General features: G+C 70.1%; 13 protein-coding genes. 5 read left to right on the forward strand and 8 right to left on the reverse strand.

Translation table 11 applies throughout. The features are described 5' to 3' along the window. Window positions 1-11: 11 nt before the first annotated feature. Together BN976_RS00980 and BN976_RS00985 are read right to left on the reverse strand one after the other, a co-directional pair. Window positions 12-1070, reverse strand: a complete 1059-nt coding sequence (locus tag BN976_RS00980) for a DUF7064 domain-containing protein (RefSeq protein ID WP_036367190.1) — start codon at window positions 1068-1070, stop codon at window positions 12-14. A 10-nt stretch (window positions 1071-1080) separates the two neighbouring features. Further along, window positions 1081-2232: a sulfotransferase family protein gene (locus BN976_RS00985; RefSeq protein ID WP_011779550.1), complete on the reverse strand. Its 1152-nt coding sequence runs from the start codon at window positions 2230-2232 to the stop codon at window positions 1081-1083. Window positions 2233-2276: 44 nt separating this feature from the next. Here BN976_RS00985 and BN976_RS00990 point away from each other — a divergent pair, with 44 nt between their 5' ends. Together BN976_RS00990 and BN976_RS00995 are read left to right on the forward strand one after the other, a co-directional pair. Continuing rightward, on the forward strand, window positions 2277-2897 hold the full coding sequence (locus tag BN976_RS00990; protein WP_036367192.1) for a TetR/AcrR family transcriptional regulator: 621 nt from the start codon (window positions 2277-2279) through the stop codon (window positions 2895-2897). Window positions 2898-2907: 10 nt separating this feature from the next. Beyond that, window positions 2908-4545, forward strand: coding sequence for a CocE/NonD family hydrolase (locus tag BN976_RS00995; RefSeq protein ID WP_036367195.1), 1638 nt, complete (start codon window positions 2908-2910; stop codon window positions 4543-4545). Here BN976_RS00995 and BN976_RS01000 read toward each other — a convergent pair. Together BN976_RS01000 and BN976_RS01005 are read right to left on the reverse strand one after the other, a co-directional pair. Further along, window positions 4534-5106, reverse strand: coding sequence for a DUF1802 family protein (locus tag BN976_RS01000; protein ID WP_036367199.1), 573 nt, complete (start codon window positions 5104-5106; stop codon window positions 4534-4536). The genes BN976_RS00995 and BN976_RS01000 overlap by 12 nt on opposite strands. Next, a complete protein-coding gene (locus BN976_RS01005; RefSeq protein WP_036367201.1) occupies window positions 5103-5369 on the reverse strand; it encodes a DUF2277 domain-containing protein in 267 nt (88 codons plus the stop codon). The genes BN976_RS01000 and BN976_RS01005 overlap by 4 nt, the downstream gene beginning before the upstream one ends. Window positions 5370-5415: 46 nt before the next feature. Here BN976_RS01005 and BN976_RS01010 point away from each other — a divergent pair, with 46 nt between their 5' ends. The 3 genes from BN976_RS01010 to BN976_RS01020 all read left to right on the forward strand — a co-directional run bounded on the left by BN976_RS01010 (window position 5416) and on the right by BN976_RS01020 (window position 7532). Next, the gene (locus BN976_RS01010; protein WP_036368908.1) at window positions 5416-6180 is read left to right on the forward strand and encodes an enoyl-CoA hydratase; all 765 of its coding nucleotides are present in this window, start codon (window positions 5416-5418) and stop codon (window positions 6178-6180) included. Window positions 6181-6343: 163 nt separating this feature from the next. Then, on the forward strand, window positions 6344-6958 hold the full coding sequence (locus tag BN976_RS01015; RefSeq protein ID WP_036367204.1) for a class I SAM-dependent methyltransferase: 615 nt from the start codon (window positions 6344-6346) through the stop codon (window positions 6956-6958). Window positions 6959-6968: 10 nt separating this feature from the next. Then, window positions 6969-7532: a class I SAM-dependent methyltransferase gene (locus BN976_RS01020; protein WP_036367211.1), complete on the forward strand. Its 564-nt coding sequence runs from the start codon at window positions 6969-6971 to the stop codon at window positions 7530-7532. A gap of 3 nt (window positions 7533-7535) precedes the next feature. On the opposite strand, the gene BN976_RS01025 is transcribed toward BN976_RS01020, so the two are convergent. The 4 genes from BN976_RS01025 to infB form a co-directional block, all read right to left on the reverse strand. After that, the gene (locus tag BN976_RS01025) at window positions 7536-8864 is read right to left on the reverse strand and encodes an MATE family efflux transporter (protein WP_036367214.1); all 1329 of its coding nucleotides are present in this window, start codon (window positions 8862-8864) and stop codon (window positions 7536-7538) included. Further along, window positions 8857-9846, reverse strand: coding sequence for a DHH family phosphoesterase (locus BN976_RS01030; protein ID WP_036367217.1), 990 nt, complete (start codon window positions 9844-9846; stop codon window positions 8857-8859). The genes BN976_RS01025 and BN976_RS01030 overlap by 8 nt, the downstream gene beginning before the upstream one ends. Then, on the reverse strand, window positions 9839-10330 hold the full coding sequence (rbfA, locus tag BN976_RS01035; protein ID WP_036367221.1) for a 30S ribosome-binding factor RbfA: 492 nt from the start codon (window positions 10328-10330) through the stop codon (window positions 9839-9841). The genes BN976_RS01030 and rbfA overlap by 8 nt, the downstream gene beginning before the upstream one ends. Window positions 10331-10364: 34 nt before the next feature. Next, the coding region (infB, locus tag BN976_RS01040) for a translation initiation factor IF-2 (protein ID WP_084182165.1) at window positions 10365-12402 on the reverse strand (2038 nt) is incomplete at its 5' end.

The raw sequence follows: 12402 nt of genomic DNA on the forward strand, positions 1-12402 counted from the left end.
ATCTATTGATATCAGCCGAGCCGCTCGGTCGGGATCGAGCGCTCCAGCATGCCGTAGGTCGTCTCGCCGTCCCAGGTGTAGCGCGCTCCGGCCTGCTGCAACGCCGGGAACGTCCAGTTGGCCATCGTGGCCAGTTGTCCGGCGGGAACAGTGCTCGGATCGGTGATGTCGTGGGCGGACAGCACCGTCTCGCCCTCGATCCGCACCGCGCCCCGCCCGGTTTCCAGCACCACCGACACGTCCTCCCCGACGGGTTGGAGCCGACTCAGCCACGGCGCCGCGACCACGCGGGCCGGGATGAGTGTCCCGTCGCCGGAGAAGACGTATCCCTCGTTGAAGGTGGGCTGCCCGTCCGGCCGTGGCGGGTAGGCGATGTAGCCGAAGGCGCGGCCGCTGGGAAACAGCGCCGACTGCCAGCAGTGACCCCAGAAACCCTCCAACTTGCGCACACCCTGGCGCTTGATGCGCAGGCCGGTGCCGGTGAAGTGGTGTCGTTCGGCGCCCACGTCCAGTGAGCCGGTGGCGCGGAACAGCTGTTCGTAGCGCGGTCCGCCCATCAGGTCTCCGGCGATGGAGCTCTGCAGCGACGACGCGGCGTCGGCCCGCAGCGCGCCCTGCACCCACGGCGGCACCGCCGGTGTGGCCCGCACCTCGAACCGCACGTCGACCGGAGGACCGGTCTTACGCCCCTCCACCAGGTCCTGCGAGCTGGTCTGGACCAGCGTCCCATCGAACGCCATTGTCCAGGTGTCGAATTCGCGCACGCAGGTGAATGCCAGTGGACCCGCACCCAGCACTCTGGGGGCGCCGTCGGGTCCGGCGACGGGCAGACTCGGGGCATCCTCGCGGGTCCGAAACACCCGGCCGTCCGGGAAGGCCACGTTGATTTGAACGGCGTGGGTGCCCCAGTTGGCCGCGACCGCCTCGATGCCGACCCTGGGTAGCCCGAGCTCGCCCCGATCGTCGGACACCCAGAAGCTCACCGAGTCCCGCATCTGCGGATCGGCGGGCCTTTCGGCGAACGTCAGCTCCCGGCGCGGATCTATCCCACCGGTCAAATCGATTGCCATGGAGGTGGTTTCATCTCTCTTCTGGTGCGTCACGGGGTCCGATCCAGCGCCGCGCGTGCGCCACGTAGTCGGCGAACAGTGGCCGGATCCGACCGGGATCCAACCCGAAAGCGCCCGGGTCCGCTGTCGGCTTGGCTTCGCGGTTCTGCGCGTTGTGCGCCCACCACCCGCGCATACCGGATTCGAACTCGACGGTGACGGGGTCGCCGAGCCAGGCGTAGAGCGCACGCACCTCGCCGACCGGGTCCTGGGCCATCGTGCGGAAGTCGATGTCGAAGAAGCGGTGATCGGCGCCGTCCTCGCGGAAGGCGACTGCGCGGCCCATCCCGACGGACCACTGATACGTGTTGAGTTCACCCAGGTATCGGCGGTCGACGTGGTCGCTGAAGCCGCCGACGATGTCGGCGTACACATCGGCCACCGACAGCAGTACATCGGTGGGATCGCGATGGGTCATCACGAACCGGGCGTCCGGGAACACCGCGTCCAGGCAGTCCAGCGACAGCACGTGGGCGGGTGATTTCAGCCGCCACGGGCGTGTCGGCTGCCCCCACTGCAGCAGCTTGAGCACGCGCCGCTGATAGGTGTAGGTGGACGTGAAATCGGCCCGCTCGACCAGCCACTGCGAATAGCTGGGAATGTGCGCGAAGGCCTGGAAGATCTGCGAGGTGAAGTCCAGCGCCATCAGGTCCAGGCACTCCGCCGGGCCGTCGGGATCCGACGGGACGTGGTGGCGGCTGCCGGCCGGCACCTCGGTCACCCCCGGCGGGATGCGGGGGTCGTCGCCGGCAACGGTCGACGGCGGCGGACACGGCCGGGCGGCTTCCCAACTGTGCAGATACCGGATACCGGGATCCTGCGCGAGCAGGAACGACAGCGCCGTGGAGCCGGTGCGCGGCAGTCCCAGCCCGAACAGGGGTGCGTCGACGCGTTCGTCGTCGATCTCCGGGTGGCGCCGGTACCAGTCCTCCACCTGCAGGCGCTGACGCAGGTGCCCGACGATGCGCGGGTACATGAAGGCTTCGCCTCGCGCGTTGAGCCGGGCTTCCCGGTCCAGCGCGCCGACGAGGATATCCAGACCTTCCCGGAACGCGTCGTCGCCGAAGTCGTCGAGCCCGCTGCTGCCGCGTGCGGCCCGCAGCAGGTCGTCTGACGATGCCACGCCGCACCCCCTCGGATAATTCGAGACAGTACACTGCCACCAATATGAGCGAGGCGTCAAGCAACCGCAGGGCATACGACAGTCCGGCTCGCCGCAGGCGGGCCGAGCAGACCCGCGATCGCATCCTGACCGCGGGCAGTGAACTGGTACACGAGTACCGAACCTGGGATTGGCGCGAGCTCACGTTCCGCGCCGTCGCAGAGCGGGCCGGGGTCGGCGAACGCACGGTCTACCGCCACTTCCCCACCGAACGGCACCTGCACGACGCGGTGATGCGGCGACTTGAAGACGAAGCCGGCGTCGACTACCACGGGATCGACCTCGCGAATCTCACCGACGTCACGGGCCGGTTCTTTGCTTCGCTGCAACGCTTCACGGTCGACAGAACCGTTCCCACCCCCGCGGGGCCGGCGTTCGCCGGCGCCGACGAGCGTCGCCGCCGGGCCCTGCTGCACGCGGTCGCCGACGCCACACCGGACTGGCCCGAGGACCGCAGGCGCGCCGTCGCCGGCGTGCTCGACGTGTTGTGGAGCCTGCCCAGCTACGAACGCCTGGCCGACGCGTGGGAGCTGTCCGCCGCGGACGCCTCCGGCGCGCTGAACTGGCTGATCGACAGGGTTATCGCGTTGATTCAGGCGGGCGACGCCCCGCCGGCAGGCCAGTAGTGTTCGTTAGGTGAGCTCTGAACTGTCCCGCCTGGCCCGGCACGCCCTCAGCCGAGCGCTGCACCTGCCGCCGCCGGTCTGCGACTACGCCGTGAACCGCCACGTGCGGGTGCCGATGCGCGACGGCATCGAGCTGGTCGCCGACCACTACACACCCCGCACCGCAGACCCGGCGGGCACGCTGCTGGTGCGCGGCCCCTACGGCCGCGGTTTCCCGATCTCGGTGCTGTTCGGTTCGATCTACGCTGCCCGCGGCTACCACGTGGTGTTGCAGAGCGTGCGCGGCACGTTCGGCTCGGGCGGTGAGTTCGACCCGTTCGTCAACGAGGTCGCCGACGGCGCCGACACCGCCGCCTGGCTGCGTGATCAGCCGTGGTTCACCGGCACGTTCGCCACTATGGGGCTGTCCTACCTCGGGTTCACCCAGTGGGCGCTGCTCACCGACCCGCCACCGGAGCTCAAGGCCGCGGTGATCACCGTCGGCCCCGACGACGTCAGCGGACCACGTTGGGGCAGAGGCTCGTTCGGCCTCAACGATTTCCTGGGCTGGAGCCACCTGGTCGGAGGCCAGGAGGATCCGAACCGGCTGCGGTCCCTGCTGCGCCAGGCCGGCGCGCAACGACGGGTCACCGAGGCGTCACTCGGGCTGCCGCTCGGGCCCGCCAGCCGCACCCTGCTCGGCGACGGCGCACCGTGGTTCGAGTCGTGGCTCGAACATCCGGAGACCGACGACCCGTTCTGGAGCGGGCTGCGGCTGCGGGACGCGCTGGCCGACGTCGACGTCCCGGTGCTGCTGCTCACCGGCTGGCAGGACCTGTTCGTCGAACAGACCCTCGAGCACTACCGCATGCTGACCAGCCGCGGGGTGACCGCCGGGCTCACCGTCGGCCCGTGGACGCACGGACACATGATGACCACGGCCGCCCCGACCGTGCTCGGCGAGACCCTGGACTGGCTGGCCACCCACCTCGGCGGCGCCGCGCCGCTGCGCCGTTCCCCCGTACGCATCCACCTCGGCGGGCGGGGCTGGCTGGATCTTCCCGACTGGCCGCCGGCGATGCCCGACGTCGTGCTGCACCCGCAGCCGGCAGGCCGGCTCGGACCCGCGGCACCGGAACCCGATGGCACGGCCACGTTCGTCTACAACCCGGCCGACCCCACGCCGACAGTCGGCGGCCGGCTGCTCTCCCCCGCCGGCGGCTACCGCGACGACACCGGGCTGGCCCGGCGCGCCGATGTCCTGACGTTCACCGGCACCCCGCTGCCCGCCGACCTGTATGTCGTCGGCCATCCCGTGCTGGAGCTGGCCCACACGTGCGCCAACCCGCACAACGACCTGTTCGTCCGGGTCAGCCAGGTCGACGAGCACGGCCGTTCCCGCAACGTCAGCGACGGATATCAGGCGGCCGCACCGGATTCCGGGACGGCGCGCATCGAGCTCGACCCCGTCGCGTGGACGTTCCCGGCCGGCTCCCGGATCCGGTTGCTGATCGCCGGCGGGTCACACCCGCGCTTCCTGCGCAACCTCGGCACCGGTGAAACCGCAACCACCGCAACCACATACAAGACCGCGCGGCACACCGTTCACCTCGGCGAGCAGAGCCGGCTCGTGCTGCCCGCCGGCTCGCACACGCCCTCAACCGACTGAGTCGCGAACCCGCTGCGCGATCTCGTCGAGTACGGCGTCGGTGTGCACCGGCGCGGCCCACACCGGGCTGACCGGAAGGTCCACCCAGCTCGCGCAGCCGCGGTAGGCCGGGGTGCGGGTCAGACGCACCGGCTCGGCCAGCGGCACGGCCGACACCACCAGAGCGGTCAACCGGTGCCGGGGCCGGAAGTCCAGGCGGTCGACCTGCACCGATTCAGCCGTCCAGATATGAAGCGGTGCAATGTCTTCCAGGCCCTGCGGACGTTCAACCGGGATGGCGGCCACGACCCGTGCGCCGGCTCGCACCACGACGGCGTCGTCGGTGCTGTCGGCGGCGGCCGGCTCGAGGAGGTCGCGGTGTTGCGGGCGGACCCGTTCGGCGTGGCTGTGCGCCACCGTGGGGAACAGCAGGAACCGCGACTCAGCCACTTCGGGAGCCAACTCGAATCGCTTCTCACCGATGCCGCCCTTGCGCAGCAGCACGGTCTGCCTGCCGTCCAGCAGCGCGTGGATCGCCGCGCTCCACTCTTTGAGCGCCGGCTGGGTCGGGATGGCGGTCATCCCAGCTGCAGGCGTGCGCGCACCTCGGGGCGCCGCAGCGGCGGAACGGTTTTCGGTGGTTGCCTGCGTGGCTGCAGACCGGCCAGGAGGCGCCGGGTGGACTCGGTGACCTCGGCGACCGCGGTCTCGAAGGCCTCCACGTTGGACCCCGAAGGTCGGGTGATCCCGCTGACCTTGCGGACGTACTGGCGGGCGGCGGCCTCGATCTCGTCGGGCGTGGCGGCCGGCTCCAGACCCCTCAGCTCGGTGATGTTTCGGCACATGGACACCACGATAGGCGCGCAACAGGGCTGCGGTTACGGTGAGCGGATGAGCACCGCCACCGACGTCTTGCTGATCGACACCACAGACCGCATCCGGACCCTGACGCTGAACCGGCCCGGCTCGCGCAACGCTCTGTCGGCGGCCCTGCGCGGGCGCCTGTTCGAGGCGCTGCGGGAGGCGCAGGCCGACGACGACGTCGACGTCGTCATCCTCACCGGCGCCGATCCGGTGTTCTGCGCCGGCCTCGACCTCAAGGAGCTCGGTGACACCACCGAGCTGCCGGACATCTCGCCGAAGTGGCCGCCGATGGACAAGCCGGTGATCGGGGCGATCAACGGCGCCGCAGTGACCGGGGGCCTGGAGATCGCGCTGTACTGCGACATCCTCATCGCCTCCGAGCAGGCCCGCTTCGCCGACACGCATGCCCGCGTCGGGCTGATGCCCACGTGGGGTCTGTCGGTGCGGCTGCCGCAGAAGGTCGGCGTCGGGATGGCCCGCCGGATGAGCATGACCGGTGACTACCTGTCCGCCGACGAGGCGCTGCGCTGCGGGCTGGTGACCCAGGTGGTGCCGCACGCCGAGCTGCTCGACACCGCGCGGCAGATCGCGACGTCGATCGTGGGCAACAACCAGAATGCGGTACGTGCACTGCTGGCGTCCTACCACGGCATCGACGACGCGCAGAACGGCGCGGCGCTGTGGCAGGAGGCGGCGGCGGCGCGCGAGTGGATGAAGAGCGCCTCCGGTGACGACATCGCCGCCAGCCGCAGCAGCGTGATGGACCGCGGCCGCACGCAGGTGCGGCAGTAGGGCACGGCCGCACGCAGGTGCGGCAGTAGGGCACGGCCGCACGCAGGTGCGGCAATAGACCGCGAGCGTGCGTGTCTGTGCCCTTCCGGCCGGCGTGTCGCCTGCAAATCCGCACGCTCGCCGGTCTTGACAGTGCCCCCTCGGCACGCGGCAGAGTCGGGCCATGAGTGAATACGAACGCCCGGTCAACCACCACGGCGATCACCCGGGATTCTCCGGATTCACCGGAGATCTGTTCGCGGTGCTCTTCCTGCTCGCCGGCCGCCGAACCGCGGGGTTGGCGGCCGCCCTCACCGAGGTCACGGCGAGCGACCACGTCGTCGACATCGGATGCGGGCCCGGCAACGGTGCCCGCATCGCGGCCCAGCGCGGTGCGCGGGTCACCGGTGTCGACCCGTCACGGTCCATGTTGCGGGTGGCGCGCGCCGTCACCCGCGGTCGTCCCGCGATCACGTGGGCCGAGGGCACAGCCGAAGCGCTGCCCGTGCCGGACGCGTCCGCGACGGTCGTGTGGGCCCTGGCCACCGTGCATCACTGGCGCGACGTCGGCGCGGGCCTGTCCGAGATACACCGGGTGCTCGTGCCGGGCGGACGGTTGCTCGCCGTCGAACGGCAGGTGGCGCCCGACGCCACCGGTTTCGCCAGCCACGGATGGACCGGACAGCAGGCGGAAACCTTTGCGGCACTGTGTGTCACCGCCGGGCTGGCGGACGCGAAGGTCAACGCCGACCGCGCCGGCCGGCGCGAGGTGTGGACGGTTCGCGCGGTGCGCCCATAGGCTCGCGTCCGTGAACGAGGCGCACCGGCTCTGCGGCAGCGACCAGTGGCGGCAGATGATCCGGGACGTGATCCTGCCGTGGGCGATGGGCGACCACCGACTCGGTGACGACGTGCTCGAAGTCGGTCCCGGCTACGGGGCCACCACCGACGTGCTCTGCACGGAGGTCGCCCGGCTGACCGCGGTCGAGATCGACCCCGACCTCGCCGCGATGCTGATCGACCGGTTCGCGGACCAACCGTCGGTGCAGATCGTGAATGCCGACGCCGCCGCGCTCGACTACCCCGACGGCCGGTTCACCGGCGCGGCGTGCTTCACGATGCTGCATCACGTCGAGCCCTCGCAACGCCAGGACCGGCTGTTCGCCGAGATCGCACGGGTGCTTCGCCCCGGCGCCGTGCTGGTGGCCAGTGACAGCCTGGCCAGCGAGCCGCTGCAGCAGATGCACGACGCGGACACCTACAACCCGGTCGACCCGCAGACGCTGCCCGGCAGGCTCGAAGCAGCGGGCTTCACCGACGTCGAGGTGCAGACCAACGAGTTCGGCTGGTCGGCGGTGGCCCACAGGGCATGAATGTCAGCGGGTTCCGGGCACCAGCCAGCGACCCGACAGTGCGCGCCAGCCGACGAACACCAGTCGCAACACCATGAACGCGCTCAGCCCGGCCCAGATACCGAGCAACCCCCAGCCGAACGCCAGCGACAACCAGATCAGCGGCAGGAATCCCACCAACGCGCTGATCAGCGTCGCGTTGCGCATGAACGTGGCGTCGCCGGCCCCGAGCAGCACCCCGTCGATCGCGAAAACGATTCCCGCGACCGGCAATTGGGCCACCAGGAACCACCACGGCACCCCGATCTGATCCAGCACCGATCGGTCGTCGGTGAACACCGCCGGGAACACCGAGGAACCCAACGCGAACACCGTGGCCAGCACCACACCGGCCACCGTCGAGAAGATCGTCACCCGCCAGGCCACCGCTTTCGCGTGGGTCAGCTGGCCCGCACCGAGCGCCGCGCCGACCAGCGACTGTGCCGCAATGGCCAGTGAATCCAGCACCAGCGCAAGGAAATTCCACAGCTGCAGCACCACCTGGTGCGCGGCGACGGCGGCGGCGCCGAACCGGGCGGCCACCGCCCCCGCCGAGATGAAGCAGGCCTGGAACGCCATGGTCCGCAGCACCAGGTCACGGCCCATCACCACCTGGGCGCGCAGCACCGGCGGCCGCAGTCGCAACGGCACCTTCTCGACGACCAGCGCCCGGCAGAACAGCGCCGCCGCCAGGTATTGCCCCACCACGTTGGCCACCGCCGAGCCGGGCAGACCCAGTTCGGGGGCGCCCAGCCAGCCGTACACCAGTAGCGGGCACAGCACCGCCGACACCGCGAACCCGAAGATCACATAGCGCAGTGGGCGCATCGTGTCCTGCACGCCGCGCATCCACCCGTTTCCGGCGGCGGCGATCAGGATCGCGGGTACGGCCAGGCTGGCGATTCGCACCCAGGGCAGCGCGGTCTCGGCGATGCGACCGTGGTCGGCCCCACCGGCCAACACCGACACCAGGGGCACCGCGGTCAGCTGCACGGCGACGACGATGGTGGTGCCGATACCCAGCGCCAGCCAGGTGGCCTGCACCCCCTCCTCGACCGCGGCGGTGCGGTCGCCGGCGCCGTAGAACCGCGCGGCGCGGGCCGTGGTGCCGTAGGACAGGAATGTCAGCTGCGAGCTCAACACGCCCATGATCAGCGCGCCGATCGCCAGCCCGGCCAGGTTCAGTGCGCCGAGCCTGCCGATGACCGCGAGGTCGAACAGCAGGTAGATGGGTTCGGCGGCGAGCACGCCGAGCGCCGGAAAGGCGAGCGCGGCGATCCGGCGACTGCTCGCCGGGGCGACGGGCTCAGCCAAGGGCGGTGCGCAGCGAGGCGATGAGGTCGTCGGCGGTTCCGGAGGCCGAGTAGCCGGCGGCGAGGCGGTGCCCGCCCCCGCCGAAGGCGCTTGCCACCGTCGACACGTCAAGAGATTTCGACCGCATCGAGACCGACCATCGTCCGGGTCCGATCTCCTTGAACACCGCCGCCACCTCGGCCTGCTGTGTGGTGCGCACGATGTCGACGATGCTCTCGATCTCCTCCGACCGTGCGGCCGTCCACTCGCTGTGCTCGACGACGGCGTAGACCAGGCCGCGTCCGCCGGCTGCGTCGGCGTCCAGCCGCGCCGAACCGAGCACCCGCGACAGCATCGGCAGCCACGCGAACGGATGGGTGTCGAGCAGGGTGCGGCTGATTGCGGCGTTGTCGACGCCGATCTCGAGGAGGCGTGCCGCCAACCGGTGGGCGCGGGCGCTGGCCCACCGGAACGACCCGGTGTCGGTGGTCAGTCCGGCATACAGGCAGTGCGCGACGCCGAGGTCGATCGGCTTGTGCCACGCGTCGAGCAGATCGGCGACCAGCATCGTGGTCGAGTCCGCGGCAGGATCGACGAAGTTCGCGGTGCCGAACAGGTGGTTGGAGGCGTGGTGGTCGATGACCAGGACATGGTCGGACTCGGCGAGGTCGCGCAGCCCGCCGAGACGGTTGACGCTGGGGATGTCGACGGTGACCACCAGGTCGGCGTCGCGGCGCATGTCCTGCGGCGCGACCAGCAGATGCCCGCCGGGCAGTGTGAGCAGCGATTCGGGCAGCTTGTCCGGCTCGGCGAAGCCGACCTGGACACTCTTGCCTGACTGTTCGAGAACCAGCGCCAGGGCCAGGCCGGCGCCGATCGTGTCGGCGTCGGGGAAGACGTGGCACACCACACTGACGGTGCGGGCCGATGCGAGCAGGTCGGCCGCTGCGCACGCGTCGACGCGGGCGCCCGTGATCAGGGCGTCGGTCGTCGAGTCAGTCATCGAGCGAGTTGGAGCCACCCTCGTCCTCAGCGTCCCCCGATGCTTCGTCCTCCGCCCCGGTTACACGGTACGGGTCGGCCTCGCCTGCGTGCCTGGCACCCTGCCGAACTCTCGCCAAATCCTCATCCGCGGCACGGGCCTTCGCCAGAAGCGCCTCCATGCGGTGCGCGGTGTCGGGGACGGTGTCCCGGGCGAACGACAGCGTCGGGGTGAACCGGACCCCCAACGAGGCGCCGACCTTGGTACGCAGCACGCCTTTGGCCTTTTCCAAGCCGGCGGCGGCACCCTCGTAGTCGGGTTCCTCGTCAAGGGACCGGCCCAACACCGTGTAGTACAGCGTCGCGTCGTGCAGGTCGTTGGTGACCTTGGCATCCGTGATCGTCACCCCGGCCAGCCGCGGATCCTTGATCTCGTACTCGATGGCCGAGGCGACGATTGTGGAGATCCGCTTGGCGAGCCGTTTCGCCCGTGCGGGATCAGCCATGTGGTCCTCTCTTCACGCGAGCGCTCATCGACGCTTACGTCCTCGCCTTCTCGACCAGCTCGTACGTCTCGATGACGTCGCCTTCCTTGATGTCGGAGTAGGTCAGTGTCAGACCACACTCGTAACCATCGCGGACCTCGGTGACATCGTCCTTCTCCCGCTTGAGCGACGAGATGGTGAGGTTCTCGGCGACCACCACGTTGTCGCGCAGCAGCCGCGCCTTGGCGTTGCGGCGCATGATGCCCGACTGGACCAGGCAGCCGGCGATGTTGCCGACCTTGGACGACCGGAAGATCGCGCGGATCTCGGCGCGGCCGAGCTCCTTCTCCTCGTAGACCGGCTTGAGCATGCCCTTGAGCGCGCTCTCGATCTCGTCGATCGCCTGGTAGATGATCGAGTAGTAGCGGATCTCGACGCCCTCGCGGTTGGCCAGCTCGGTGGCCTTGCCCTCGGCGCGGACGTTGAAGCCGATGATGATCGCGTCCGAGGCCGACGCCAGGTTGACGTTCGTCTCGGTGACGCCACCGACACCGCGGTCGATGACACGCAGCTCGACCTCCTCGTCGACCTGGATACCCAGCAGGGCCTCTTCGAGCGCTTCCACCGTGCCGGAGTTGTCGCCCTTGAGGATCAGGTTCAGCTGACTGGTTTCCTTCAGCGCCGAATCCAGGTCCTCCAGGCTGATCCGCTTACGGGTGCGGGCGGCCAGCGCGTTGCGCTTGCGGGCGCTGCGCCGATCGGCGATCTGCCTGGCGATGCGGTCCTCGTCGACGACCAGGAAGTTGTCACCGGCACCCGGCACCGACGTGAAGCCGATGACCTGCACCGGACGCGACGGCAACGCCTCTTCGACGTCCTCGCCGTGCTCGTCGACCATTCGGCGCACGCGGCCGTAGGCGTCTCCCGCGACCACCGAGTCACCGACCCGCAGCGTGCCGCGCTGGATCAGCACGGTCGCCACCGGGCCGCGACCGCGGTCCAGGTGCGCCTCGATCGCCACACCCTGGGCCTCCATGTCGGGGTTGGCCCGCAGGTCCAGCGACGCGTCGGCGGTCAGGATGACCGCCTCCAGCAGTGCCTCGATGTTGGTGCCCTGCTTGGCGGAGATGTCGACGAACATCGCGTCGCCGCCGTACTCCTCCGGCACCAGACCGTACTCGGTGAGCTGGCCGCGGATCTTGGCCGGGTCCGCGCCTTCCTTGTCGATCTTGTTGACCGCCACCACGATCGGCACGTCGGCAGCCTGCGCGTGGTTGATCGCCTCGACCGTCTGCGGCATCACGCCGTCGTCGGCGGCGACCACCAGGATCGCGATGTCGGTGGCCTTGGCACCGCGGGCACGCATGGCGGTGAACGCCTCGTGACCCGGGGTGTCGATGAAGGTGATCGGGCGTTCGGTGCCGTCGAGGTCGACGGTCACCTGGTAGGCGCCGATGTGCTGGGTGATGCCGCCGGCCTCGCCCTCGCGGACGGTGGCGTTGCGGATGGTGTCCAGCAGTCGGGTCTTGCCGTGGTCGACGTGACCCATGACGGTGACCACCGGAGGACGGATCTCAAGATCCTCCTCGCCACCCTCATCCTCGCCGTAGGTGAGGTCGAAGGATTCCAGCAGCTCGCGGTCCTCGTCCTCCGGGGACACCACCTGCACGACGTAGTTCATCTCGCCGCCGAGCAGCTCGAGCGTCTCGTCGCCGACGGACTGGGTGGCCGTGACCATCTCACCGAGGTTGAACAGCGCCTGCACCAGCGATGCCGGGTTGGCGTTGATCTTCTCGGCGAAATCGCTCAGCGACGCGCCGCGGGCCAGCCGGATGGTCTCGCCGTTGCCGTGCGGAAGCCGCACACCGCCGACGACCGGGGCCTGCATGTTCTCGTATTCGGCCCTTTTCGCGCGCTTCGACTTGCGACCGCGCTTCGGTGCGCCGCCGGGACGACCGAACGCTCCCGCTGCGCCACCGCGCTGGCCGGGACGACCGCCGCCACCGCCACCGCCGGGACGACCGCGGAATCCACCGCCGCCGGCAGCGGGTGCGCCGCCTCCGGCTCCGCCGCCGCGGTAGTTACCGCCGCCG

This window comes from Mycolicibacterium austroafricanum (genome assembly GCF_000612725.1).
GTDB lineage: Bacteria > Actinomycetota > Actinomycetes > Mycobacteriales > Mycobacteriaceae > Mycobacterium > Mycobacterium austroafricanum.